Here is a 24265-nt window from a genome sequence, read left to right as displayed (position 1 = left end):
CGAAGCCGGCACGCCCACCCCCGGCGTGCCGGCGGCCGAACGGTCCCCCGGCGGGGGCGCGGTGACCGACTCGCCGGGGTCAGGACGGTCCCTGCCCGTGACCGCGCTGCTCCGCGGGGGTGCCAGAAGGCCCCGTCAAGGGCGCGGGGAACGGCGCGACCGGCCCCCGCCGGGCCGCGGCCGAACGGGTCTCCTGGCGGAGGGCGCGGTGCGGGCCGAGCCGAGATCAGGGTCGTGTCCGGGGCGTGGTCGGCCTGCTCGGCAGGGGCGGGGAGGTTTGGTCAGGGGCGCGGGGAACGGCGCGCCCAGACCCCGCCGGGCCGCGGCCGAACACGATCCCCGGGCGGGGAGCGCGGCGAGCCCCGCCGAGGTCGGGCGAGACCCCGGCACCGGGACCGTCGCGCCCCGGCCGGAATCGGCGCCCCGGTCAAGGCTCCGGGGCCAGGAACCTCAACCCACCAGCCGGAGCCGAACCCCCGCCACCCCCACCCGCACGGTCTGCCCCCACCGCAGCTCCACCGCGTCCCCCTCCATCCCGTCGCCGAACACGATGAGCCGGTCCGACTCCACGGTGAGGGACAGCCGGCCGGCGGCGGTGAGCTCGCCGGCCACGAGCGAGGTCCCGGTGGCCGGAGAAGGCCAGGCCTCGCGGACGAACCAGAGCAGGCGCTCGTCGGTGGAGCCCGGCAACGGCAGCCCCCCGCCCCGCTCCTGCCACACCGAGCGGAGCCAGCCGGTGGCCCCGGTCCCGGTCCCCACCAGCACGCCGGAGGACGCCTGGGGCTCGACGGCACCCCCGTACTCGTCGAGCCCCAGCCGGTAGCGGGCCGTCTGATGGCCCGCGGCTCCGAGGTAGATCTCGTTGAGCGCGACCAGCCGCTGGGTGTCGTCCGCGACCGCCTCGACCATGGTCAGCTCATCGGCGGCGCCCCCCTGCGCGGAGCCGAGCAGCGCGCCCGCGTCCCCGGGCCGGTGCCGCACCAGCACGCCCGGATTGCGGCCGGGGTCGGCGTCGATCCCCACCACCGGCTGGCCCGCCAGGTACTTGGCGACGTTCGCGACGAGCCCGTCCTGCCCGACCACGACCACGACGTCCTCCGGGGCGAACAGGAAGCGGTCCAGGTCGGCCCGCTCCACCCGCGCCTGACGCCAGGTCAGCGGAACGGCCGCCACCACCTCGGCGAGGGCCTCACGGGCCCTGCGGTGCCGTTCGGCGACCTCCGCGATGTCCCGGCCGCGCGAGGACAGGAAGAACGCCGCCTGCCCGTGCGTACCGTGCCGGGCCACCAACTCCTCGTACTCGGTGGTCCGATGGACGAGGACGACCCGGGGCGCGAGACTCACGCCGGGTCCCCGCCCGCCCCGTTGCCCAGCTTGGCGAGCAGCCCGGTGAGGACGTCCGGCGACACCGTGACACTGTCGATCCGCGGCAGGTTCTCCGCGAGCCGGGCGCCGGTCAGGGCGTTCAGCGTGGCGGCGTCCGCGTCACCGTGGACCCGCAGCCACGCCGCCTGCGCCTCGGCCCGCGCCGCGCCGACCTCGCGCGCCGCCTGCGCCTCGGCCCCGGCGAGCCGCACCTTCTTGGTGGCCTCCGCCTCGGCCAGCCGCAGCGACCGGGTGGCCTCCGCCTCGGCGAGCCGTACCGTACGGGCCGCCTCCGCTCCGGCGCGCACCGCGTCCGCAGCCGCCAGTTCCTCGGCCTCGCGGCGCGCGTTCGTGCCGCGCTGGTCGACCAACTGCTCCTCGCGGCGGGCGAGTTCGATCTGGCTGGCGAGTTCGTTCTCGGCGATGGCGCGCTCCCGCTCGACCGCGACCGCCCGGCGTTCGTACGTCGCCTTGTCCGCGTCCTGCTGGATCTGCTCGCGGGCGGGTGTGCGCAGGGCGCGTTCCACCTCGGGCTCCGGGCGCAGGGCGACGACCCGCACGGCGACCACCTCGATGCCGGTCGCGGGCAGCCGGGGTTCGGCGGCGAGACCGGCGGCTATCCGCTCCCGTACCGCCGCGACGCCGTCGACCAGGGCGGACGCCAGCGACGTACGGGCCAGGACGTCGAGCGCGTGCTGCTGGGCGGTCTCGGTCAGCAGCGAGCCCAGCTGTTCCAGCGGGGTGCCGCGCCAGGCGCCGGTGTCGGGGTCGATGGAGAAGTCGAGGCGGGTGGCCGCGACCGTGGGGTCGCTGACGCGGTAGGTGACGGTCGCCTGCACCGCGACATCCTGGAAGTCGGAGGTGCGCGCGTGGAAGGTCATCGCCAACTCGCGGTCGTCGACCGGCACTTCGGAGAGGGTGGCGGTCAGCGAGCGGTACCAGAAGCTGAGTCCGGGACCGTCGTGCACCAGGACTCCCGAACGGTGGTGCCGCACATGGGCGGTGGGCGCCCCACGCAGATGGCGCCAGCCGAGACGTCGTGTGATGTCGGCCATGAGTTCCCCCTCGCGCCGGGCGGTCCCGGCGGCTCCTCGGCTTCCTTGTCGTCAGTGAGACGATAATAGAAAGCCCTGGTTATCGTCAAGGGGACGAAATGAATGCGGTGCGGCTCGGGAGATCCACGGGTGAACACGCGTCCGGATGGTCAGGATGGAGGCATGGGATTCCATGTCGACTCCGAGGCCGGGCGGCTGCGCCGCGTCATCCTCCACCGGCCCGATCTCGAGCTCAAGAGGCTCACCCCCAGCAACAAGGACGCGCTGCTCTTCGACGACGTGCTGTGGGTGCGGCGGGCACGCGCGGAACACGACGGGTTCGCCGATGTGCTGCGCGATCGTGGGGTCGTCGTCCATCTCTTCGGCGACCTGCTCTCCGAGACCCTGGAGATCCCGGCGGCCAGGTCGCTCGTCCTGGACCGGGTCTTCCACGAGAAGGAGTACGGGCCGCTCGCCACCGACCATCTCCGGGCCGCCTTCGAGACCCTGCCCGCCCCGGAACTGGCGTCCGTGCTCGTCGGCGGCATGACCAAGCGCGAGTTCCTGGAAGCGCACGCGGAACCCACCTCCGTGCGCTTCCACGTCATGGACCTCGACGACTTCCTGCTGCGGCCGCTGCCCAATCACCTCTTCACCCGGGACACCTCCGCCTGGATCTACGACGGTGTCTCCATCAACGCCATGCGCTGGCCGGCCCGGCAGCGCGAGACCGTGCACTTCGAGGCGATCTACCGGCACCATCCCCTCTTCCGCGAGGAGGGCTTCAACCTCTGGTCGGAGGGGCAGGCCGACTACCCGTCCACCATCGAGGGCGGCGACGTGCTCGTCATCGGCAACGGCGCGGTGCTCATCGGCATGAGCGAGCGCACCACGCCGCAGGCGGTCGAGATGCTCGCGCACAAGTTGTTCGCGGCGGGCTCGGCGAGCACGATCGTGGCGCTGGACATGCCCAAGCGGCGGGCGCTCATGCACCTCGACACCGTGATGACGATGGTCGACGGCGACATCTTCACGCAGTACGCCGGCCTCGGCATGCTCCGCTCGTACACCATCGAGCCGGGCGTGGGGGAGAAGGAGCTGAAGGTCACCGACCACCCTCCGGAGCACATGCACCGGGCCATCGCCGCGGCGCTGGGCCTGGGGGAGATCCGCGTCCTGACCGCCACGCAGGACGTGCACGCCGCCGAGCGGGAGCAGTGGGACGACGGCTGCAACGTTCTCGCCGTCGAGCCCGGCGTCGTCATCGCCTACGAGCGGAACGCCACCACCAACACGCACCTGCGCAAGCAGGGCATCGAGGTGATCGAGATCCCGGGCAGCGAGCTGGGCCGGGGAAGGGGTGGTCCGCGCTGCATGAGCTGCCCCGTCGAGCGGGGGCCTGTGTAGCCCGAGGCGGGGAGGTCCCGCGCCGGGATTCCCCGGGGTCGTGGAGTCGGTGTGGGGTCGTGGAGTCCGCTCGGCGTCCCTGGGATCCTGTGCGGGGTCTGCACGGGACTCCGCGCGGGTTCCGGTGTGGAGTCCAGGCGGGCCCCGCGGCGGTTCCGACGCGGAGCCCCCGCGCGGGCCTCCTGCGCGGGTTCCGGCGTGGACCCCGAGCGGCCCCGCGCGGGGTCCGGCGCGGAGCCCCGCGCAGCCCCCGCACGGGTTTCGCCCGGAGTCGAACGGGAGGCCGTATATAAATGCTGAGCATCGTATAGAATTCCAGCGTCCCTCCCCGTCCCCGTGTCCCGTCTTCCCTGGAGCGCCCCCATGGCGACAGTCCCGACCGCCCTCGCGGGCCGCCACTTCCTCAAGGAACTGGACTTCACGGACGACGAGTTCCGTGGCCTGATCGAGCTGGCCGCCGGGCTCAAGGCGGACAAGAGGCTCGGGGCGGAGACCCGGCACCTGTTGGGCATGAACATCGCGCTGATCTTCGAGAAGACCTCGACGCGCACGCGCTGCGCGTTCGAGGTCGCGGCCGCGGACCAGGGCGCCTCGACGACGTACCTGGACCCGTCCGGCTCGCAGATCGGCCACAAGGAGTCCGTGAAGGACACCGCGCGGGTCCTCGGCCGCATGTTCGACGCCATCGAGTACCGCGGCGACAGCCAGGCCGCGGTGGAGGAACTGGCCGCCCACGCCGGAGTGCCGGTCTACAACGGCCTCACCGACGACTGGCACCCCACCCAGATGCTGGCCGACGTCCTCACGATGACCGAGCACTGCGCCAAGCCGATCGACGGGATCGCCTTCGCCTACCTGGGCGACGCCCGTTTCAACATGGGCAACTCGTACCTGGTCACCGGCGCACTGCTCGGCATGGACGTCCGGATAGTCGCTCCGCAGGCCTACTGGCCCGCCGACGACATCGTCGCGCGGGCCCGCGAGCTCGCCGAGAAGAGCGGCGGCCGCGTCACCCTCACCGAGCACGTCGACGAGGGTGTGCGGGGCGCCGACTTCGTGGCCACCGACGTCTGGGTCTCCATGGGGGAGCCCAAGGAGGTGTGGGCCGAACGCATCGGCGCCCTCTCCCCGTACGCCGTGACCATGGACGTGCTGCGTGCCACCGGCAACCCGGACGTCAAGTTCCTGCACTGCCTCCCTGCGTTCCACGACCTCGGGACCAAGGTCGGCCGCGAGATCCACGCGGCCTACGGCCTCGACTCGCTGGAGGTGACCGACGAGGTCTTCGAGTCGGCGCACTCCGTCGTCTTCGACCAGGCCGAGAACCGGCTGCACACGATCAAGGCGATCATGGTCGCCACGCTGGCCTGAACCTCCGTACGATGTCCGGCGGCCCCGGAGCCATCCCTTCCGGGACCGCCGCGCGACCTCCCCCGGCCTCTCGACCCCGTTCGAGCGGGGGGCACCCCTCCGGTCGCACCCGTACCACCAGAAACGAGCACCACCCCGCATGTCCGCTCCCCGTATCAAATCCCCCGCTCTGCTGATCGCCGAGTCCGGTGCCGACCTCGAAGGCAACGGACTCAAGCGCACGATGGGGCTCTTCCAGCTCATCTGTTTCGGCGTCGGCGCCATCGTGGGCACCGGCATCTTCGTCGGACTCTCCGACTCGGTCGCCCAGGCCGGACCCGCCGTGGTCGTCTCCTTCGTCCTCGCCGCGATCACCTGCGTCTTCACGGCGTTCGCGTTCGCGGAGCTGGGCGGCGCGATCCCGGTCTCGGGATCCTCGTACTCCTTCGCCTACGCCGGACTCGGCGAGGGCACGGCCTTCCTGGTCGGCTGGTGCCTGCTCCTGGAGTACGGCGTCTCCGTGTCGGCCGTGGCCGTCGGCTGGAGCCAGTACGTCAACGAACTGCTGGAGAGCCTCACCGGCGCGCAGCTGCCCGCGGCTCTCTCCGCGGGCCCCTCCGACGGCGGGATCGTCAACCTCCCCGCCGTCGTCGTGATCGCGCTGGCTTCGCTCCTGCTCGTGCGCGGCGTGCGCGACAGCGCCCGGGCGACCGCCGCGATGGCCGTCCTGAAGCTCGTCGTCCTCGTGCTGTTCTGCGCGATCGGGTTCAGCGCCTTCAAGGACGGCAACCTCACGCCGTTCTCCCCGGCCGGGCTCGGCGGCATCGGCGCCGGCACCACGGCCGCGTTCTTCTCGTACATCGGCTTCGACGCCATCACCACGGCCGGCGAGGAGGCCAAGAACCCCCGCCGCGACATCCCCGTCGCCATCCTGGTCTGCATCGGCCTGGTCACGGTGCTCTACTGCGCCGTCGCCCTGGCCGCCATCGGTGCCATCGGCGGCGACAGGGTCGGCGGCCGGCCGGCCGCGCTGTCCTACGTCGTCGACGAGGTCACCGGCTCGGCCGTCGGCGGCGGAGTGATCGCCTTCGGCGCGGTCGTCGCCATCGCCTCGGTCGTGCTCGCCGTGATGTACGGCCAGACCCGCATCCTGATGTCGATGTCCCGCGACGGCCTGGTCCCGCGCGTCTTCGAGAAGGTCTCGCCCAGGACCTCGACACCGGTCGCCGGCACGCTGATCGTCGCGCTCGTCTTCGCGCTCCCGGCGGCCTTCGCGTCCCTGGACTCCGTGGTCAACCTGTGCACCATCGGCACACTCGCCGTGATGGCCGCCGTCAACGTCGCGGTGATCGCGCTGCGCCGCCGCGAACCGGGCCTCGCCCGCACCTTCCGGGTGCCGCTCTACCCCGTGGTGCCGGTGCTCGGTGTGGGCTTCTGCCTCTATCTGATGTACGAGACCGGCTGGACGACCTGGATCCAGTTCGCCGCGTTCCTCACGGCCGGGTTCCTGGTGTACGTCCTGTACGGGCGCCGCAACTCCCGGCTGGCCCGCGCCGGTGCCGACGCCCGGGCCGCTACAGGGCCGGACGCCGCTGAGCGGGAACCACAGGCAGTCTGAACCAGACCGCCTTGCCGGAGTCGGTGGGGCGGTGCCCGCAGGCCGCGCTGAGGGCGCGGAGCAGCAGCAGACCGCGCCCGTGCTCCTGCCACGGATCGGGCTCCCCGGGCGGATGCGGGAGCGTGAGGTCGACGGGCGGCTTCGGGTCGGGGTCGTGCACCTCGACCCGGCAGCCGGTCGGCATCAGCTCCACGACCAGCTCTATCGGTCCGTCGCCCGCGGTGTGCTCGACGGCGTTGGCGACCAGCTCCGCGGTGAGCAGCTCGGCGGTGTCGCAGTCCGCCCCGTGTTCCCGCTCGGCGAGTGCCGTGCGGACCAGGGCGCGGGCGACGGGCACGGCCGCGACGGTGTGCGGCAGCGCGATGCGCCAGGAGGCCGGTGCTGGGGTGTCGTGCAAGGCGGGTCCGTTCATGGAGCAGGCGGTCCTGCTTTCAACCTTAGGAATGGTACGGCGACACCGGGCAAATGTGCTCGGTGGGCTTTCTCTGGACATCGGACGGTGTGTCCAGGGGTGCGTGGCTGTCTCCTTTCGGGGCGTTCGGTCCGGTACGGGGTGTCTACCCAGGTGAACGGTCCGTCTCCCGTGTGTGCACCCGCCGTTACACGGCTATCGATGATCCGTGACGCGATGACGGCCCGGGTTCCCCTCGCGGGCCGCCCCTTCGCGACGCACGACCGCCCCTTCACGACGTGCAGCCGTCGCTTCACGAAGCGCGGACGTCACTTCACGACTCAAAGCCATCGCGGTGGGTCATGTCACATCGCGACGGTCACGTCCTGTGCCGACACCGTCCCGCCGCGCCGGGCCTCTCACCCGTCATGTATCGCGCACTCGTGACGACAGTCACGGATGAGTGATAACTTGGTGGGACAGCCGCAGCGCGTCGCCCCCCGCCCGAGGAGGCCGCACGTCATGAGTCCCTTCACCGGTTCCGCCGCCCGCACGCCGGACTGGCGGCATCTGAGACACGAGCTCGCCGACGGTGTCGCCACCGTCACCCTGGCCCGCCCCGAGAAGCTCAACGCGCTCACCTTCGGCGCCTACGCGGACCTGCGCGACCTGCTCGCCGAGCTGTCCCGGGAGCGTTCCGTCCGCGCACTGGTGCTCGCGGGCGAGGGCCGCGGATTCTGCTCCGGCGGCGATGTCGACGAGATCATCGGCGCGACCCTGGCCATGGACACCGCCCAGCTCCTCGACTTCAACCGGATGACCGGGCAGGTCGTGAGAGCGGTACGGGAGTGTCCGTTCCCCGTGATCGCGGCGGTGCACGGGGTGGCCGCGGGCGCCGGAGCCGTACTGGCGCTGGCCGCCGACTTCCGGGTGGCCGACCCCAGCGCCCGCTTCGCCTTCCTCTTCACCCGCGTCGGGCTGTCCGGCGGCGACATGGGAGCGGCCTATCTGCTGCCCCGGGTGGTCGGGCTCGGACACGCCACCCGGCTGCTGATGCTCGGCGAGCCGGTGCGGGCGCCCGAGGCCGAGCGCATCGGCCTGATCAGCGAACTCACCGACGAGGGATACGCCGACGTGGGCGCGCAGGCGCTGGCCCGCCGCCTCGCCGAGGGACCTGCCCTGGCGTACGCGCAGACCAAGGCGCTGCTCACCGCCGAACTGGACATGCCGCTCGCCGCCTCCGTCGAACTGGACGCCGCGACCCAGGCCCTGCTCATGAACGGCGAGGACTACGCCGAGTTCCACGCGGCCTTCACGGAGAAGCGGGCCCCGAAATGGCGGGGGAGGTGAGCGCGGGATGCGCGTGGACACCGACACCGGGGGCCGCGATCCCCTCGCCGGCTCCGAAGCGGGAACCGGCTCCGGAACCGGCGGTGAGGGCCGCGACGGGGTCGGGCGGGACGGGCTCGCGAGGTCCGGGCGTACGAGGTCCGAGGACGCGAGCACCGGGCCCGCGCGGACCGGACGGCCGGCCGGCGGTGCGCTGCGCGTCGCGGTGATCGGCGGCGGGCCCGGCGGACTGTACGCGGCCGCCCTGCTCAAACGCCTCGACCCGGCCCGCGAGGTCACCCTCTGGGAACGCAACGCCCCCGACGACACCTTCGGCTTCGGCGTGGTCCTGTCCGACGAGACCCTCGGCGGCATCGAGCACGCCGACCCGGTCGTCCACGCGGCGCTCCAGGCCGAGTTCGTCCGCTGGGACGACATCGACATCGTGCGCCGAGGGGTGCGGCACACCTCCGGCGGCCACGGATTCGCCGCGCTCGGTCGGCGCCGGCTCCTGGAGATCCTGCACGAGCGCTGCCTCGCGCTCGGTGTCGACCTGCGCTTCACGGTGGCGGCCCCGCCCGTCGACAGCCTGATGGCTTCGTACGACCTCGTCGTCGCCGCCGACGGGGTGCACAGCCTCACCCGCGCCGCGTACGCCGAGGTGTTCCGGCCGTCCGTGGAGGAACACCGCTGCCGCTACATCTGGCTCGCCGCGGACTTCGCCTTCGACGCGTTCCGCTTCGAGATCGCCGAGACCGAACACGGCGTGATGCAACTGCACGGCTACCCCTACGCGGCCGACGCCTCCACCGTCATCGTCGAGATGCGCGAAGAGGTCTGGCGGGCCGCGGGGTTCGCGGACCTCGACGAGCGCGAGTCCGTCGAGCGGTGCGGCAAGATCTTCGCGGACGCGCTCGGCGGACGCCCGCTGCGCGCGAACAAGTCGGCGTGGACGAGGTTCCGTACGATCGTCAACGGCCGCTGGTCGCACGGTAATCTGGTGCTGCTCGGCGACGCCGCCCACACCGCCCACTTCTCCATCGGCTCCGGCACCAAGCTCGCCGTCGAGGACGCGCTCGCGCTGGCCGCCTGCCTGGAGGAGCGGCCCTCGCCGGCCGAGGCGCTGGCCGCGTACGAGGAGGAGCGCCGCCCCGTCGTCGCCTCGACCCAGCGGGCCGCCCGCGCCAGTCTGGAGTGGTTCGAGAACCTGGACCGCTATCTCGACCAGCCCAGCCGGCAGTTCGCGTTCAACCTCCTCACCCGCAGCCGCCGCGTCACCCACGACAACCTGCGGCTGCGCGATCCGCACTTCGTGGCCGCCGTCGAGCGGGAGTTCCGCTGCCCGCCCGGCACCCCGCCGATGTTCACCCCGCTGCGACTGCGCGGCCTGACCCTGCGCAACCGTGTCGTCGTCTCGCCGATGGACATGTACTCGGCCGTGGACGGCGTCCCCGGCGACTTCCACCTCGTCCACCTGGGCGCGCGGGCTCTCGGCGGCGCCGGACTGGTCATGACCGAGATGGTGTGCGTGAGCGCGGAGGGCCGCATCACGCCCGGCTGCGCGGGCCTCTACACCTCCCGACAGGCCGACTCCTGGCGGCGGATCGTCGATTTCACGCACCGGCAGGCACCGGGCACCGCGATCGGCCTCCAGCTCGGCCACGCCGGCCGCAAGGGGTCGACCCGGCTGATGTGGGAGGGCATCGACGAGCCCCTGCCGGACGGCAACTGGCCGCTCGTGGCGGCCTCCCCGCTCCCGTACAAGCCGGGCGGCCAGAGGCCCCGCGAGCTGTCGCGCGCCCAGCTCACCGATCTGCGCGAGCAGTTCACCGCTGCCGCCTCCCGGGCCGCCCGCTGCGGCTTCGACCTCCTCGAACTGCACTGCGCCCACGGCTACCTGCTCTCCGGCTTCCTCTCGCCGCTGACCAACCTGCGCACCGACGCCTACGGCGGATCACCGGAGAAGCGGCTGCGGTTCCCGCTGGAGGTGTTCGACGCGGTGCGGGCCGTCTGGCCGCAGGAGCGGCCGATGACCGTGCGGATCTCGGCCACCGACTGGGCCGAGGGGGGCACCACCGGGGACGACGCGGTGGCGATGGCGCGGGCCTTCGCGGCGCACGGCGCCGACGCGGTGGACGTGTCGACGGGCCAGGTGGTGGCCGACGAGCGCCCCGAGTACGGCCGCTCGTACCAGACGCCGTACGCCGACCGGATCCGTCACGAGACCGGGCTCCCGGTGATCTCCGTCGGCGCCATCTCCTCCTGGGACGACGTCAACTCCCTGATCCTGGCGGGGCGGACCGACCTGTGCGCGCTCGGACGTCCTCATCTGTACGACCCGCACTGGACGTTGCACGCGGCGGCCGAACAGGGCTACGAGGGCCCGGGAGCCGGCTGGCCCGCGCCCTACCGGGCCGGCAGCCGTCCTCCGCGGACCGGACGCACCGACGCCCCCAAACCCCGTCTCTCCTTGGGCACTTGACGACTTCGCGACGCCTCTGAGGGGCATTCGCCGCAGGACAGTCGCGGGCCTCCTCGGGGGCACCCGGCCCGGTCATCCCTCGTGCGGCCGCCCGGACCACGGGGACACCCCGGCGAACTCCGCCCCCGCGTCCCGCAGTCGCTCGTGCAGGGCCTGGAAGACGCCGGCCGAGCGGGCGCCCGGCCAGTTCGCGGGCAGCAGCGCGGCGGGCAGTCCCGGGTCGGTGTACGGGAGGTGCCGCCAGGAGTCGAGGGCGAGCAGATAGTCGCGGTAGGCCTCTTCGGGAGGGGTGTCCGCGCGGCCCTGCCAGCCGTTCAGCACGGGTGCGTGCCGGTCGAGGAACGCCTCGTGCTCCTTGGCGATCGCCGCCAGGTCCCACCAGCGCGCCACCGCGTCGGCCGTCGCGGCGAACCCGAGGTGCTCGCCGCGGAACAGCTCCACGTACGGATCGAGCCGCAGCCGCTCCAGGGTGTGCCGGGTCTCCTCGTACAGTCGCGCGGGGGCGAGCCACACCCCGGGGGCGGCCGTGCCGAAGCCGAGACCGGCCAGCCGCGAGCGCAGGATGTGCCGCTTCTGCCGCTCCGACTCGGGCACGGAGAACACGGCGAGCACCCAGCCGGCGTCCTCGGGCGGCGCCGACGCGTACACCCTGCGGTCGCCGTCGTCGAGCAGTTGCCGCGCGTCCGGCGACAGCGCGTATCCGGCCGAGCCGCCGACGGTGCGCGCCGGCTCCAGGAGTCCGCGGCGCTTGAGCCGGGACACCGACGACCGCACCGAGGGCGCGTCCACACCGACCGCGGCGAGGAGCCGGATCAGCTCGGCGACCGGCACCGGGCCGGGGACGAAACGGCCGTACGCGCCGTAGAAGGTGACGATGAGGGACCGGGGGGCGTGTTGCTCTGACACGTCGATCACTCTAGTGCGCGAAGATCACTTGGGATCGCCGCCGGTGGGCAGGTCGCCCTGCGGCGCGGTGGGCGACGGGGCGTCGGCGCCGGTCTCCGCGCGCAGCCGGAACCGCTGGAGCTTGCCCGTGGCGGTCCGCGGCAGCGCGTCGAGGAAGACGATCTCGCGGGGGCATTTGTACGGCGCCAGCTCGGACTTGAGGAAGGCGCGCAGCGCGTCCGCGTCCCGGCGGGCGCCCTCCTTCAGCACCGCGTAGGCCACCACGACGTGCCCCCGGTCCTCGTCGGGCCGCCCGACGACGGCCGTCTCGACCACGTCCGGATGCCGCAGCAGGGCGTCCTCGACCTCGGGGCCCGCGATGTTGTACCCCGCCGAGATGATCATGTCGTCGGCGCGGGCCACGTAGCGGAAGTAGCCGTCGGGGTCGCGTACGTAGGTGTCGCCGGTGATGTTCCAGCCGTCGCGCACGTACTCGCGCTGGCGCGGGTCGGCGAGATACCGGCAGCCGACCGGGCCGCGCACGGCGAGGAGGCCGGGTTCGCCGTCCGGCACCGGCGTCCCGTCCGCGTCGACCACGCGCGCGTGCCACCCGGGGACGGGCAGGCCCGTCGTGCCGGGGCGGATGGAACCGTCGGCGGCGGAGATGAAGATGTGCAGCAGTTCGGTGGCGCCGATGCCGTTGATGATGCCGAGCCCGGTGCGCCCGTGCCAGTCCTGCCAGGTCACCGCCGGCAGGTTCTCGCCCGCGGACACGCAGCGCCGCAGCGACCCGATGTCGTGGCCGTCGGAGTCCGCCAGTTCCGCCAGCATCGCCCGGTAGGCGGTCGGCGCCGTGAACAGCACGGAGACACGGTGCTCGGCGATCGCGGGCAGCAGCTGCCTGGGACCCGCCTGTTCGAGCAGCAGGGAGCAGGCGCCGACGCGCAGCGGGAACACGACGAGGCCGCCGAGCCCGAAGGTGAAGCCCAGGGGAGGGCTGCCCGCGAAGACGTCGTCCTCGTGCGGCCGCAGCACGTGCTCGGAGAAGGTGTCCGCGATCGCCAGCACATCGCGGTGGAAGTGCATGCACCCCTTGGGCCGTCCGGTGGTGCCCGAGGTGAACGCGATCAGCGCCACGTCGTCGGCGGCCGTGTCCACCGCGGCGAAGGGCTCGTCCGGCGCGCCGGTGATCCGCAGCAGCAGATCGTCGGACGCGTCACCGCCGTACGTCGTGACCCGCAGTCCGGGGATCTCGGCCTTGGCCAGGTCGTCGACCGAGCGGATGTCGCACAGGGCGTGGGTCACCCGGGCGATCCCGCACATCGTGCTCAGTTCGTGGGGCCGCTGCTGGGCGAGCACCGTGACGGCGACCGCGCCCGCCTTGAGCACCGCCAGCCAGCAGGCGGCCAGCCAGGGGGTGGTGGGGCCGCGCAGCAGCACCCGGTTGCCCGGGACGACGCCCAGCTCGCGGGTCAGGACATGGGCGATGCGGTCGACGCGGGAGCGCAGCTCGCCGTAGGTCCAGGGGGCGCCGGACGGAGTACGGAACACCGGGCGTCCGGCGTCGGTGCCGGCGAGGAGCTCGGCGGCGCAGTTCAGCCGGGCGGGGTAGCGCAGCCCGGGCAGGTCGAAGCGGAGTTCGGGCCACTGGCCGGGGGGTGGGAGGTGGTCGCGCGCGAAGGTGTCGACATGGGCCGAACGTGCCGGCCCCGGGGTTCCTGCGGGATCCAGGGGATCCACAAGGTCCATGGCGGTTCGCCCCCTTGCCTTGACTTGCCTTGACGGGCTGCCTAGATGGGCGTCGTGGTGGGCTCGCACAAGGAGCGTATCGTGTTGGTGACGACAGTCAACGGTTCGCGATAACGTGAGGAGTGTCCGAAGGGGAGAGGGGACGGGCAATGACCGCATTCTCGCTCGATCCGGGGCAGACCGCCTGGTGTGCCGAACTGCGCGCCCTGGCCGCGGACCGCCTGCGACCGCTGGCCGACAAGGGCGAGGCGGGCCACGTCAACCGCCCGCTGGTCGCCGAACTCGGCCGACTCGGCCTGCTGTCCCGCCTGTTCACCTCCGGCGCCCTGGACCTCTGCCTCATGCGCGAGTCCCTGGCCCAGGTCTGCACCGAGGCCGAGACCGCGCTGGCCCTTCAGGGTCTCGGCGCCCATCCGGTCCACGCCTACGGAACCGCCGCCCAGCGCGACCACTGGCTGCCCCGGGTCGCGGACGGCACCGCGGTGGCGGCCTTCGCGCTGAGCGAGCCCGGCGCCGGCTCGGACGCGGCCGCGCTGGCCCTCCGGGCGGACGGGGACGGCGCCGACGGCTGGCGGCTGACCGGCGAGAAGTGCTGGATCTCCAACGCCCCCGAGGCCGACCTCTACACCGTCTTCGCGCGCACCGGGTCCGACGCCGGAGCCCGCGGTGTCACCGCCTTCCTCGTGCCCGCCGGCCGCCCCGGCCTCACCGGCACCCCGCTCGACATGCTCTCCCCGCACCCCATCGGCGCCCTCGCCTTCGACGCCGTACCCGTCACGGCGGACGACGTCCTCGGCGAGCCCGGGCACGGGTTCCGGGTCGCCATGCGCACCCTCAACCTCTTCCGGCCGAGCGTCGGCGCCTTCGCCGTCGGCATGGCCCAGGCCGCGCTGGACGCGACCCTCGCCCACACCGCGCGACGCGAGGCGTTCGGCGGTCCGCTGCGGGACCTGCAGACCGTGGCCCACCAGGTCGCCGAGATGGCGCTGCGCACCGAGGCGGCCCGCCTGATGGTGTACGCGGCCGCGTCGGCGTACGACGAGGACGCCCCGGACGTACCCCGGCGGGCGGCGATGGCGAAACTGCTCGCGACCGAGACGGCCCAGTACGTCGTCGACGCGGCCGTCCAACTGCACGGAGCCCGCGCCCTGCGCCGCGGCCATCTCCTCGAACACCTCTACCGCGAGGTGCGCGCGCCGCGCATCTACGAGGGGGCCAGCGAGGTGCAACGGGCCGTCATCGCCAAGGAGTTGTACCGAGCCGCCGCCGAACACGCAGAGGGAGCGGAGACCGCATGACCGCCGAGCGTCTCAACCCGCCCGAGCTCTCCCCGCCGACCGGCTTCTCCCACGCGGTCGTCGCCACCGGCTCCCGTGTCGTCTTCCTGGCCGGACAGACCGCGCTCGACGCGGACGGAAAGGTGGTCGGGGAGACGCTGCCCCGGCAGTTCGAGCGGGCGCTGGCGAATCTGCTGACCGCGCTGCGCGCGGCGGGCGGCGAGCCCGCCGACCTCGCCCGGGTCACCGTCTACGCCACGGACGTCGCCGACTACCGCCGCCATGCTCCCGAACTCGGGCGCGTCTGGCACCGGTTGGCCGGCCGCGACTACCCCGCGATGGCCGTCATCGGCGCCGCCCGCCTCTGGGACGAGCGGGCGCTGGTCGAACTCGACGGCTTCGCCGTGCTGCCGTAGACCTTCGGCGAGGCGGAGATCAGGCCGCGACGACGAGCCGCTCGGCGAACACCCGGTGCGGAGCGATCACGCTGCCGTCGGGGAGCAGTTCACCGCTGTCGTCGAACACGATCGCGCCGTTGCACAGGAGGTTCCAGCCCTGCTCGGGGTGGGCCGAAACGATGTGCGGAGCGACGGCGTCAGCGGACGGGCACGAAGACCGGTGTGAACACATGGCGCACCTCCACGTCGGATGCGAGGAGTGGCGGCGCGGTTGTCGTCGTCGACCTCGCATGAACAGACCATGCGCTCGCGGCGAACGCATAGGAACCCCGGGCCGCGAAGCGTGACAACACGAGGACAACTCTCGGACGTCCCCAAGACGGACGGTGCCAACTCGCCACCAAAGGGGTGATGATCACGGCCTTCGGGGCGTCGGACCGGTACCTGTTGAGCGCCCTTTCCCGGCCCTCTTTCCCGACCCGGTCCCCAGACCCCCGCTCCAGGAGGTACCCCATGCTCGTGCGCCAGGCCCTCGGCGCGGCATCCGCCGCCGCGCTGCTCCTGCTCCTCGCCCCGTCCGCCGTCGCCCGCACGGCCCCGTCCGACGAGGTGACCGTCGACCCCACCGGCACGGTCTCCGCCGACGGCACCATCACCCTCTCCGGCACCTACCGCTGCACGGGCTCGGGCGGACCCGTCTTCGTGTCCTCCTCGGTGTCCCAGGGCGACCCCGGGATCCGCCACGGCATCGGCGGCTCCACGGCGACCTGCGACGGCGCGGACCACCGCTGGACCAACTCCGAGAAGCGCGACCCCAAGACCCTCGTCCGGGGCCCGGCGCACGTGGAGGCCACACTCCTGGAACTGAGCGGCACCGGCCTCCCGCTTCCCACGATCCGCGCCGCCCGCCAACAGGACATCACGGTGGCCGGGAACTGAGCGGACGAGGGGGCCGCCGACCGTGCGGGTCGGCGGCCCTGCTCTGCGGCGAGCGGGGTCGGACGGCCACGGACGCGCCCGGCTCCGGCTGATCGACCGGCCGGCCGGTCAGCCGATCAGGTCGATGGCGGCCCTTCGTGCCTGCTGGTCGCGCTCCATGGAGTCTCCGGCGTTCTCGATCGCCTCGTTCAGCTCCTCGGGCGACAGGCCCGTGCACGCGTCGGGCAGACCGCCGCTCGTGTACGCCAGGAGCGCGGTGACGCACCGGTCGACGGGAGCGGCGTACCCCGAGTCCCCCTCGTCCTGACCCGCCGCCTCGTCCGGTGCGCCGGGAGTTCCCGGGTCCGCGGCCGCGGCGGACGGGCCGGGCAGTCCCGGACCGGCCGGGGCGCTCGGTGTCTGCCGTCCTCCGGTGCCGGAAGGGCTCCCCGTGTCATCGCCGGAACAGCCGCTGACGAACGCGAGGGCGGCCAGCGCGAGGACGGCCGGGAACGTACGGTGGTGCACAGGTTCTCCCCGAAATACCTAGAAATATGATCAGGCGTCAGGCTGGCAGACGCATCCGGCGGGTGCACTCGTGGTGACGAACCTGTGACAGGGAGTTTCCCGGGGCGGCCGGTCGGTCGGTCGGCCGGCCCGTCCGTCCGTCAGCCGGTCGACCGCTCACGTGCCCGGGCGGTCCGTGGGAGACGGCGTCGGTACCGGGACGCGGGATGCCGTGCCCCGGTCGTGCGCGACGCTCTTCAAGGCCTTCGGGAGACAGAGGCGACCGCCGGTCATGCGCACGGGCACCGATCAGGACGCTTCCATCGTCACGCGTGCCGTGTCGACGAAGCGTCCCAGACACCGCAGATACGACCCTTGCACCACGTCGAAGCGGGCACGCGCGTCCGCGTCGTCGCGGGTGACGCGCCACAAGCACCGGCTGGTCTCCCGTGCCGCGTCCAGGACGGCTTGGGCCGCTTCGGCGGTGGCGGACGGACCTTCCAGGACGACGACACGGACGCTGTGCATGAGAGGGTCGTAGGCCTCGCGCAGCTCCGTACGCAACTCCTCGAAGCGCGCCATCTGTTGATCCCGGTCGGACATCTGGTGGAAGGCGTCGAGGACCCTCCGGTACAACTCACCGACCACGTGAGCGTGTTCCATCAGCTCCAGATAGGCGACCCGCCGCAACGCGCGTACCTGTTCACGGTGTTGGGCCTGCGCCGACGCCTCGGCCTGAACGCGGGCGGCCCGCGTGTTCCCCAGCGTGGTCACCCAGCTCGCGAACACGGCCGTACCCCCGGTCAAGGCCGCGACCCACACCGCGCTGTCCCCCATGCCGATCAGTGTCGACGAGGCCCCGACCTCTGTCGAGGGCGCGTCACGACACCTGATTCGGGGGGCGATCCCGTGGCTCCCGGACCGCCCTCACTGTGTCGCGTGGAACGCGGGAGCACGCCGTAGGCCGGCGTGCGGGCGATGCGGGCAAGTGAGGCGCACAGGTGATGATCGGCGTACTGCCGCTCGCCCGAGACCTGGTGGTCGTCGCCGGCCTGAGGTTCGGTCATGGGCTCGTGGGACGGGCCGACGGTGGCGGCCGGGGCGGGATACGGGCGGCCCGCCCCCGTGGTGCGGGCCGCCCGGGATCGTGGCCGGTCAGCCGCGGTCGCCCGCCCGGTCCACCACAGCCGTCGCGACGAGCGAGTCGCCGCCGAGGACCTTGCCGTCTCCTGCGACGATCCGCATGCCGACGACCCGGTAGGTCTGCGGGTCGATCAGCAACTGATCAGCCATCGATTCACCGGACCTGGGGTTCTTCCCGCGGCTGTAGTCCACAGCGATCACCCGGCGTCCGGCGGCGGTCTTGACCAGGTGGTCGGTGACCTTTCCGCCCGGTACGAGTGCGAGGGCGCGATAGAGCGAGGCCAGGCCCTTGGCCGGCATCACGCCGGCCGACAGCAGGACCTTGATCTCGAAGTAGTCGTTACGTGCCTGTGAGAGTTCCTTGGAGTCTGCGATGGCATTCCGCTCGCGGAGCGCCTTCAGCGTCCCCTTGCCGTCGGCCGGCAAAGCGATGAGGACCCGGTACATCTCGCGCGCCGAGCGGTCGTCGCCCTCGGCCCCGTTCTCCAGGTGCGTCTTGCTGATGTCGAGCGGCTCGTTCCCCGTCCGGGAGGCGATGGCGGAGCCGTCGAACCGGATCCAGCTCTCCTGATCGCCCATAAGACGGCGGGATTTCTCCAACGCTTCCTGCGCCGACTTGGTGTAGATCCACTGCTTCGCCGTCGGAGCGGCGCCGTCCGGCTGCGCCTGGACCGCGTCGGCGGCCTGCCGCAGGAACTCGGCCGCGCTCACCCCCTTGAAGCTCACACTCGGCGTGGCCGCGGGCTGCACCGTGCGTCCCGTGCCCTTCCCGCCCACCAGCAGGGTGGCGGTGATGGCGACGGCAGTCACCGCGGCCACGACCGCGACGATCGCGAACTCCCGCCGTCGCCACAACGCGCGGCGCGCCTCCCCGGCCCGCGCGGCCTCGGTGAGCCGGGCCCGTCCCGGTGCGAGCCGGGCCCGGTCGGGAACCGGCACGTGGGCGCGCAGCTCGCGCACTTCGGTCATCTCGTCCACGGCTATGCCACCTCCGCCACGTCGATCACGAACGCGGGATCGGCACCCAGCGCTGTACGTACCTTGCGTCGCGCGCGGTTGAGCCGCGAACGAACCGTGCCGATCGGTATGTCCAACGCCTCCGCGACCTCCTGGTAGGTGAGTTCGGCCCAGGCGACGAGCAGCAGGACGTGCCGGTCAGGCGCCGACAGTCCCGCGAGGGCGCCGGCCAGTGGGCCTTGCGCCGCGATCCGGTCGTCGGTGTCCTCGACCCAGGACCCGCCGCCGGACGCGGCGAGCGGATCGTGGCCGGTGCGGGCGAGCGCCTTGAGCGCCCGCACCTCGGCGCGGCGCTGCTTGCCGATGAGGTTTCCTGCGATGCCGTACAACCAAGGGCGCGCGTTGGCGCGCGTACGGTCGTAGCGGGACCGGATCCGGAAGGCGACCAGGAAGGTGTCGGCGGTGATGTCGTCGGCGACGGCGTCGCCCAGGCGACGGGCCACGTAGCGGTGGATGTCGGGAGCGTACCGGTCGTAGAGCAGGGCGAACAGCTCCGACTGCTCCAACGACTGCGCGACTATCTCCGCGTCGTCCTCCGTCCGTGCCGTGGACGGCGGTGGTCCGCTCACAATGCTTCCCCTGACTCGTCGGCGAGTGCGTGTCACCTGCTGTTCCCCGACGGGCTCCGAAGAGTTCACGGTTTCGCGAAACTCGTCGCACCACTGGTGAGATACGCGGGCGACCAGAGAATCACCCGCCTCGGCACCTCCCGCGCGTGCCCCGCTTCACAGGCCGCCCGCCGCCGGGCAGGCGGCCGCACCGCTGACCCTGCACACCCGCTCGCGTGCGCGGGCCGTAGCGCCACCGCCCCGGGGTCAGGCCCGTTCGACACCGTTCATCTGGGCTTGGCGGCGCGCGTCTGATTCAGGGGCAATGCGGTCAGGGACCGGGCCGAGTCGGCTGCCTCGGCAGGTCCAGCGACCCACCCCTCCCGTGGTCCGGCCGGTCCTCGGCGCGGCGGGGCCGTGCACGTCGCGGCTACCTGCGACGCCCCGAGATCCGGGCGTGCTGCAGCTTGCGGGTGAAGCGGTGCATGTGGGGGTCGAGCGACTCCTCCGACAGCTCGAACACCTGCGAGTCCGTCAGCCACCGGATCGCGCTGAACTCGCCTTCGTCGTAAGAGGTGATGGCGTGGACGTCGGCGTCGAGGAGGTACCAGAGGGAGACGTCGGTGTGCGGGCCGTGTCCCCGGGTCCGGGTGACGGTGAGGAAGAGAGGCCGCTCGCCGGTGACGGGCGATGCCACGGCCTCGATGCCCAGCTCCTCACGGCACTCTCGGACCACCGTGGCCCACGGGTCCTCGCCGGGTTCCACGTGGCCTCCGGTCGGCAGCCACAGGCCCGCCCCGCGGTGCGCGACGAGCAGGAGCTGCCCGCGCGTCGCGTCGAGGACGACGAAGTAGCACACCAGGTGCATCTCAGGAACGTCCGGTTTGGACACCCGGTGGAGCGGGGCCCCACCGGCGACCCACCGTGCGGCGGTCTCCAGGTGCGAACGCTCCAGGTCGTCCCACGGTTCGATGGCGCCGACCACTTCCAGAAGGAGGGCACGCGACTGATCGTCAGGGGTGGTCGGCGGGGGGTCGACTGGGGTCATCCGTCCATGCTGGCAGGAGTCACTGACACCCCTGCTCGACGGACCCACCGCCCGGTGGGGATGCCGGTGTGCTCATCCCGAGGGCACGTGGCCGGGTGGGCGCGCAGAGCCGCCGTCGACCCGGTCCTCGCGTCAATCCGTATCGCGGTGACGCGGCAACGCGGTAGTGCTGGGGAGGAAACAGGAGAGGCCGGCACGTTCCGGAGTCGTCGCTCCGGGCGCCGAGGATCAGGGAAGTCCCCCGGACGCAGGTGCCGCCGCACCCGCACATGACCCCCACAGCAGCAGGTCAGGCGAGTGCCGCGGCACCGTCGCGTCAGATGTCCCGGAAGATCTCGATCTGCGCGCCGATCGAGTTCAGGCGCTCGGCGAGGTCCTCGTAGCCGCGGTTGATGACGTACACGTTCCGCAGCACCGAGGTGCCGTCGGCCGCCATCATCGCGAGCAGGACGACCACGGCGGGTCGCAGCGCCGGCGGGCACATCATCTCGGCGGCGCGCCAGCGGGTCGGGCCCTCGACCAGGACCCGGTGCGGGTCGAGGAGCTGGAGCCGGCCGCCGAGGCGGTTGAGGTCCGTCAGATAGATCGCCCGGTTGTCGTAGACCCAGTCGTGGATCAGCGTCTTGCCCTGCGCGGAGGCCGCGATGGCCGCGAAGAACGGGACGTTGTCGATGTTCAGGCCCGGGAACGGCATCGGGTGGATCTTGTCGATCGGCGCCTCCAGCTTGGAGGGCCGGACGGTCAGGTCCACCAGCCGCGTACGCCCGTTGTCCGCGAAGTACTCGGGCGTACGGTCGTGATCGAGGCCCATCTCCTCCAGGACCGCGAGCTCGATCTCCAGGAACTCGATCGGCACCCGGCGGACCGTCAGCTCGGACTCCGTGACCACGGCGGCGGCGAGCAGGCTCATCGCCTCGACCGGGTCCTCGGAGGGCGAGTAGTCCACGTCGACGTCGATGTTCGGCACGCCGTGCACGGTGAGCGTGGTGGTGCCGATGCCGTCCACCCGTACGCCCAGGGCCTCAAGGAAGAAGCACAGGTCCTGGACCATGTAGTTGGAGGAGGCGTTACGGATGACGGTGGCACCGTCATGGCGTGCGGCGGCGAGCAGCGCGTTCTCGGTGACCGTGTCCCCGCGCTCGGTCAGCACGATCGGCCGTCCGGGCGTCACGGACCGGTCGACCTGGGCGTGGTAAAGACCCTCGGTCGCGGCGATGTCGAGGCCGAACCGGCGCAGCGCGATCATGTGAGGCTCGATGGTCCTGGTGCCCAGGTCGCAACCGCCCGCGTACGGCAGCTTGAAGGCGTCCAGGCGGTGCAGCAGCGGGCCGAGGAACATGATGATGGACCGCGTACGGATGGCCGCCTCGGCGTCGATCGCGTCCATGTCCAGCTCGCTCGGCGGCACGATCTCCAGGTCGACGCCGTCGTTGATCCACCGGGTGCGGACGCCGATCGAGCCGAGCACCTCCAGCAGGCGGTACACCTCTTCGATGCGCGCCACCCGGCGCAGCACGGTGCGCCCCTTGTTCAGGAGTGTGGCGCACAGCAGCGCGACACAGGCGTTCTTGCTGGTCTTGACGTCGATCGAACCGGACAGACGACGTCCGCCGACCACCCGCAGGTGCATCGGACCCGCATAGCCGAGCGAGACGATCTCGCTGTCCAGGGCCTCACCGATTCGAGCGATCATCTCAAGGCTGATGTTTTGATGACCGCGCTCGATGCGATTGACCGCGCTCTGGCTGGTGGCGAGTGCCTCGGCCAGCTGCGACTGTGTCCAGCCCCGGTGTTGCCGGGCGTCACGGATGAGCTTGCCGATACGTACGAGGTAGTCGTCTGCCATGGCGCGACCGTATATCGGATGTGAGATAAAGAGAAATGGAGGGCCGCCTTCCGGGTGGCCGGTTCCATCGGGTCGCGTTCGAGGGGGAGTTCGGGTGCCGGGGGGCGGCGGGGCGGCGACGACCGGGGCGGCGCGAAGGCGTCGTGGTCGGTGTCGCCGTTCCCGAATGCCGTGAAGCGGCGCTTCCGTGATGGTTCGTCTGCAGGGCGACTTTTTGTCGCTATTGGGTCATTTTGCCTTGCGGGTCGTCTTGCGCCAGCCGAACGGGCCCGGCAGGTCCATCGACGTCGTCCTGCGTCCGGTGCTGCTGTGCGTGTGCTTCGGCCCGTGTTGTCCGCCCGTGGTGATGGACCACGACTTGCGGTTGATGTTGAGCCGCACGCCGGGAAGGATGCGGAAGCTCTTGCGGAACGTGAGCGGCATGGTGCCCCCTGCGTCATGCCCGCCGGGGCGTTCCCGGCGGCCGTCGACCGGGTACCCCGAAAAGGCTCCGATGTTCCTGCCTCTTCTGTTTCGGGACGTCAACCTCTTCCGCGAGGTGCCGAGTTGTCTCCCGTTCCGCAGCGGGGTGGACCTTGCCCCCGGGCTGAGGAGCCGACCTGTGCGGCGTTCTGGGCGCGGGTCGGTCCGGCTGTCGTCGGCGGACCGCCCCCGGCGGTGAGGGTCGAGGTCGACGTCCGATCCGTGGCCGCCGTCCTGCCCTTTCCGTGTCCGTGACCGTGAGGTCTGTCCGTGGTGGCGGCCGCCCGCTCAGGGGCATCGCCGTCCGGTCGTGGGGTGTCCGGCCGTCCGCGGTCGTCATGTCCACCTGTGGTCGTCGTCGCCCGTTCGTGGCCGCCGGCCTCCCGCCATGGCGCCGGCGCCCACGGGTGGTGATCGGTGCCCACCCTTTCGCCCCGTCGGTACCGCCTCGTGACGGGCGGACGGGCGGACGGGCGGACGGGTGGATGGGTGGACGAGTGGATGGGCGGACGAGTGGACGGGCGGACGAACTGGCGGACGGCCGGTCGCGACAGTCGGTCGCCGCCGGGCCGGCCGGTCGTCGCCTCGGCCGTGGTGGATCGGTCGGCGGCCGTCAGGAGGTCGGACACCGCCGTGCCGGTCGCCATGGGTCGGGGTGTGGCCCGTGGTTCGCCGAAGGCCGGCGCCCGGCAGGCCGGGCGGCATTCAGGTGGTACTCCGTGGCACCCGGTGGCACCCGGTGGTGCCATGTGGTGCCGCTTGGTGTCATGCGGCCCCGCGACGCGCCGTTCCGTGTCACCTGGAAGTGCGTGAACACGCGTGGTGCCACGGTGGTGTTGGTCAATTTTCCCGTGTTTCCGCAGGTGGGGTGCGTGCTCGTCACGATGACCCGACGTAGGGCGCCATTCGGGCTTGCGGATGGCGCCATAGTGGTGCCACTATTGCGACATGGACCTCACGCCGTATGTCGACAACCTCCGCCGCGAACTCGCGGTGGCCGCCGAAGCCGGCGGCGAAGAAGCCCGCGAGCTCGCCGAACGGCTCACCGCTCCCCTGGAGTCGGCGACCCGCCTGACGATGCTCAACGTGCTCTCCGCCGCGATGGACGAGATCACCCGTGACCTCGCGCCCGGTTCGGTCGACGTGCGACTGCGCGGGCTCGACCCCGACTTCGTGGTGACGCCGCCGCCTCGCGAAGAGGTGTACGGGGAGACGGACGGGCCCGCCGAGCCGCTCAAGGCGCTGGCACCGGCGCCTGCCCCGGCCGACGGCGACGACAGCGCGACCGCCCGCGTCAATCTGCGCCTGCCCGCCCACCTCAAGGCGCGCGCCGAGGAAGCCGCCGGCCGCGAGGGCCTGTCGGTCAACGCGTGGCTGGTGCGGGCGGTCGCTGCTGCGGTCGACGGCGGCGCCCTGCCGCGTACGGCGGAGAAGAGCCGCCCCACCCGCACCGTCGGGCAGAGCTTCACGGGCTGGGTGCGCTAACCGCGC

22 protein-coding genes are annotated in these 24265 nt (G+C 72.2%); 9 read left to right on the top strand and 13 right to left on the bottom strand.

The features are described 5' to 3' along the window. Window positions 1–450: 450 nt before the first annotated feature. Both ACFYW7_RS16715 and ACFYW7_RS16710 read right to left on the bottom strand, forming a co-directional pair. Window positions 451–1344, bottom strand: a complete 894-nt coding sequence (locus ACFYW7_RS16715) for a hypothetical protein (protein ID WP_389502651.1) — start codon at window positions 1342–1344, stop codon at window positions 451–453. Beyond that, a complete protein-coding gene (locus ACFYW7_RS16710) occupies window positions 1341–2420 on the bottom strand; it encodes an SPFH domain-containing protein (protein ID WP_389502649.1) in 1080 nt (359 codons plus the stop codon). Before ACFYW7_RS16710 ends, ACFYW7_RS16715 begins: the two co-directional genes overlap by 4 nt. A 162-nt stretch (window positions 2421–2582) precedes the next feature. Here ACFYW7_RS16710 and ACFYW7_RS16705 point away from each other — a divergent pair, with 162 nt between their 5' ends. From ACFYW7_RS16705 to ACFYW7_RS16695, 3 genes are all read left to right on the top strand, one after another. Further along, window positions 2583–3806 carry an arginine deiminase gene (locus ACFYW7_RS16705; protein WP_389502647.1) on the top strand — a complete coding sequence of 408 codons (1224 nt, stop codon included), beginning with the start codon at window positions 2583–2585 and terminating at the stop codon, window positions 3804–3806. 363 nt (window positions 3807–4169) lie between these two features. Next, a complete protein-coding gene (argF, locus tag ACFYW7_RS16700; protein ID WP_389502645.1) occupies window positions 4170–5177 on the top strand; it encodes an ornithine carbamoyltransferase in 1008 nt (335 codons plus the stop codon). Window positions 5178–5316: 139 nt separating this feature from the next. Next, window positions 5317–6774: an amino acid permease gene (locus ACFYW7_RS16695; protein ID WP_389502643.1), complete on the top strand. Its 1458-nt coding sequence runs from the start codon at window positions 5317–5319 to the stop codon at window positions 6772–6774. Here ACFYW7_RS16695 and ACFYW7_RS16690 read toward each other — a convergent pair. Continuing rightward, window positions 6731–7186, bottom strand: coding sequence for an ATP-binding protein (locus ACFYW7_RS16690; RefSeq protein ID WP_389502641.1), 456 nt, complete (start codon window positions 7184–7186; stop codon window positions 6731–6733). The genes ACFYW7_RS16695 and ACFYW7_RS16690 overlap by 44 nt on opposite strands. 501 nt (window positions 7187–7687) lie before the next feature. On the opposite strand from ACFYW7_RS16690, the gene ACFYW7_RS16685 reads away from it, so the two are divergent. Both ACFYW7_RS16685 and ACFYW7_RS16680 read left to right on the top strand, forming a co-directional pair. After that, a complete protein-coding gene (locus ACFYW7_RS16685; protein WP_389502639.1) occupies window positions 7688–8515 on the top strand; it encodes an enoyl-CoA hydratase family protein in 828 nt (275 codons plus the stop codon). Between the two features lie 7 nt (window positions 8516–8522). After that, window positions 8523–10976: a bifunctional salicylyl-CoA 5-hydroxylase/oxidoreductase gene (locus tag ACFYW7_RS16680; RefSeq protein ID WP_389502637.1), complete on the top strand. Its 2454-nt coding sequence runs from the start codon at window positions 8523–8525 to the stop codon at window positions 10974–10976. A gap of 72 nt (window positions 10977–11048) precedes the next feature. On the opposite strand, the gene ACFYW7_RS16675 is transcribed toward ACFYW7_RS16680, so the two are convergent. Further along, entirely contained in the window at window positions 11049–11891 is an 843-nt protein-coding gene (locus ACFYW7_RS16675) for a PaaX family transcriptional regulator C-terminal domain-containing protein (RefSeq protein WP_389502635.1), read from the bottom strand. A gap of 15 nt (window positions 11892–11906) precedes the next feature. Beyond that, window positions 11907–13610 (bottom strand): AMP-binding protein, encoded by a 1704-nt coding sequence (locus tag ACFYW7_RS16670; protein WP_389502633.1) that lies wholly within the window; start codon window positions 13608–13610, stop codon window positions 11907–11909. A 149-nt stretch (window positions 13611–13759) separates the two neighbouring features. On the opposite strand from ACFYW7_RS16670, the gene ACFYW7_RS16665 reads away from it, so the two are divergent. Continuing rightward, a complete protein-coding gene (locus tag ACFYW7_RS16665) occupies window positions 13760–14908 on the top strand; it encodes an acyl-CoA dehydrogenase family protein (protein ID WP_389502632.1) in 1149 nt (382 codons plus the stop codon). Then, entirely contained in the window at window positions 14905–15303 is a 399-nt protein-coding gene (locus ACFYW7_RS16660; protein ID WP_389502629.1) for a RidA family protein, read from the top strand. Before ACFYW7_RS16665 ends, ACFYW7_RS16660 begins: the two co-directional genes overlap by 4 nt. Window positions 15304–15322: 19 nt before the next feature. On the opposite strand, the gene ACFYW7_RS16655 is transcribed toward ACFYW7_RS16660, so the two are convergent. Beyond that, the gene (locus ACFYW7_RS16655) at window positions 15323–15517 is read right to left on the bottom strand and encodes a DUF5999 family protein (RefSeq protein WP_389502627.1); all 195 of its coding nucleotides are present in this window, start codon (window positions 15515–15517) and stop codon (window positions 15323–15325) included. A gap of 281 nt (window positions 15518–15798) precedes the next feature. Here ACFYW7_RS16655 and ACFYW7_RS16650 point away from each other — a divergent pair, with 281 nt between their 5' ends. Then, the gene (locus tag ACFYW7_RS16650; protein ID WP_389502625.1) at window positions 15799–16224 is read left to right on the top strand and encodes a DUF6299 family protein; all 426 of its coding nucleotides are present in this window, start codon (window positions 15799–15801) and stop codon (window positions 16222–16224) included. A gap of 108 nt (window positions 16225–16332) precedes the next feature. On the opposite strand, the gene ACFYW7_RS16645 is transcribed toward ACFYW7_RS16650, so the two are convergent. From ACFYW7_RS16645 to ACFYW7_RS16615, 7 genes are all read right to left on the bottom strand, one after another. Next, window positions 16333–16731 (bottom strand): hypothetical protein, encoded by a 399-nt coding sequence (locus tag ACFYW7_RS16645; protein WP_389502623.1) that lies wholly within the window; start codon window positions 16729–16731, stop codon window positions 16333–16335. Window positions 16732–17019: 288 nt separating this feature from the next. Next, window positions 17020–17547, bottom strand: coding sequence for a hypothetical protein (locus ACFYW7_RS16640; protein WP_389502621.1), 528 nt, complete (start codon window positions 17545–17547; stop codon window positions 17020–17022). A 318-nt stretch (window positions 17548–17865) separates the two neighbouring features. Next, window positions 17866–18822: a CU044_5270 family protein gene (locus tag ACFYW7_RS16635; RefSeq protein ID WP_389502759.1), complete on the bottom strand. Its 957-nt coding sequence runs from the start codon at window positions 18820–18822 to the stop codon at window positions 17866–17868. Between the two features lie 11 nt (window positions 18823–18833). Next, complete coding sequence (locus ACFYW7_RS16630; RefSeq protein WP_389502619.1) at window positions 18834–19439, bottom strand: RNA polymerase sigma factor; 606 nt, start codon at window positions 19437–19439, stop codon at window positions 18834–18836. Window positions 19440–19848: 409 nt separating this feature from the next. Continuing rightward, complete coding sequence (locus ACFYW7_RS16625; protein ID WP_389502617.1) at window positions 19849–20466, bottom strand: NUDIX hydrolase; 618 nt, start codon at window positions 20464–20466, stop codon at window positions 19849–19851. Between the two features lie 316 nt (window positions 20467–20782). Beyond that, a complete protein-coding gene (locus ACFYW7_RS16620; RefSeq protein WP_389502615.1) occupies window positions 20783–22312 on the bottom strand; it encodes a helix-turn-helix domain-containing protein in 1530 nt (509 codons plus the stop codon). A 228-nt stretch (window positions 22313–22540) separates the two neighbouring features. Next, on the bottom strand, window positions 22541–22735 hold the full coding sequence (locus tag ACFYW7_RS16615; RefSeq protein WP_389502612.1) for a DUF4236 domain-containing protein: 195 nt from the start codon (window positions 22733–22735) through the stop codon (window positions 22541–22543). A 987-nt stretch (window positions 22736–23722) separates the two neighbouring features. On the opposite strand from ACFYW7_RS16615, the gene ACFYW7_RS16610 reads away from it, so the two are divergent. After that, the gene (locus ACFYW7_RS16610) at window positions 23723–24259 is read left to right on the top strand and encodes a hypothetical protein (protein WP_389502610.1); all 537 of its coding nucleotides are present in this window, start codon (window positions 23723–23725) and stop codon (window positions 24257–24259) included. The last annotated feature ends 6 nt before the right edge of the window (window positions 24260–24265 follow it).

It is taken from the genome of Streptomyces sp. NPDC002580, from assembly GCF_042889485.1.
Lineage (GTDB): Bacteria > Actinomycetota > Actinomycetes > Streptomycetales > Streptomycetaceae > Streptomyces.
The sequence above is the reverse complement of the archived record's forward strand: the minus strand, read 5'-3'. Positions and strand labels throughout refer to the sequence as shown.

What these genes read in the sequence shown, in the direction of transcription:
- argF (WP_389502645.1), top strand. Translation starts at nt 4,170, where the DNA reads ATGGCGACAGTCCCGACCGCCCTCGCGGGCCGCCACTTCCTCAAGGAA.
- ACFYW7_RS16670 (WP_389502633.1), bottom strand. Translation starts at nt 13,610, where the DNA reads ATGGACCTTGTGGATCCCCTGGATCCCGCAGGAACCCCGGGGCCGGCA.
- ACFYW7_RS16685 (WP_389502639.1), top strand. Translation starts at nt 7,688, where the DNA reads ATGAGTCCCTTCACCGGTTCCGCCGCCCGCACGCCGGACTGGCGGCAT.
- ACFYW7_RS16615 (WP_389502612.1), bottom strand. Translation starts at nt 22,735, where the DNA reads ATGCCGCTCACGTTCCGCAAGAGCTTCCGCATCCTTCCCGGCGTGCGG.
- ACFYW7_RS16690 (WP_389502641.1), bottom strand. Translation starts at nt 7,186, where the DNA reads ATGAACGGACCCGCCTTGCACGACACCCCAGCACCGGCCTCCTGGCGC.
- ACFYW7_RS16665 (WP_389502632.1), top strand. Translation starts at nt 13,760, where the DNA reads ATGACCGCATTCTCGCTCGATCCGGGGCAGACCGCCTGGTGTGCCGAA.
- ACFYW7_RS16680 (WP_389502637.1), top strand. Translation starts at nt 8,523, where the DNA reads ATGCGCGTGGACACCGACACCGGGGGCCGCGATCCCCTCGCCGGCTCC.
- ACFYW7_RS16650 (WP_389502625.1), top strand. Translation starts at nt 15,799, where the DNA reads ATGCTCGTGCGCCAGGCCCTCGGCGCGGCATCCGCCGCCGCGCTGCTC.
- ACFYW7_RS16635 (WP_389502759.1), bottom strand. Translation starts at nt 18,822, where the DNA reads ATGACCGAAGTGCGCGAGCTGCGCGCCCACGTGCCGGTTCCCGACCGG.
- ACFYW7_RS16625 (WP_389502617.1), bottom strand. Translation starts at nt 20,466, where the DNA reads ATGACCCCAGTCGACCCCCCGCCGACCACCCCTGACGATCAGTCGCGT.
- ACFYW7_RS16620 (WP_389502615.1), bottom strand. Translation starts at nt 22,312, where the DNA reads ATGGCAGACGACTACCTCGTACGTATCGGCAAGCTCATCCGTGACGCC.
- ACFYW7_RS16695 (WP_389502643.1), top strand. Translation starts at nt 5,317, where the DNA reads ATGTCCGCTCCCCGTATCAAATCCCCCGCTCTGCTGATCGCCGAGTCC.
- ACFYW7_RS16610 (WP_389502610.1), top strand. Translation starts at nt 23,723, where the DNA reads ATGGACCTCACGCCGTATGTCGACAACCTCCGCCGCGAACTCGCGGTG.
- ACFYW7_RS16705 (WP_389502647.1), top strand. Translation starts at nt 2,583, where the DNA reads ATGGGATTCCATGTCGACTCCGAGGCCGGGCGGCTGCGCCGCGTCATC.
- ACFYW7_RS16660 (WP_389502629.1), top strand. Translation starts at nt 14,905, where the DNA reads ATGACCGCCGAGCGTCTCAACCCGCCCGAGCTCTCCCCGCCGACCGGC.
- ACFYW7_RS16710 (WP_389502649.1), bottom strand. Translation starts at nt 2,420, where the DNA reads ATGGCCGACATCACACGACGTCTCGGCTGGCGCCATCTGCGTGGGGCG.
- ACFYW7_RS16640 (WP_389502621.1), bottom strand. Translation starts at nt 17,547, where the DNA reads ATGGGGGACAGCGCGGTGTGGGTCGCGGCCTTGACCGGGGGTACGGCC.
- ACFYW7_RS16655 (WP_389502627.1), bottom strand. Translation starts at nt 15,517, where the DNA reads ATGTGTTCACACCGGTCTTCGTGCCCGTCCGCTGACGCCGTCGCTCCG.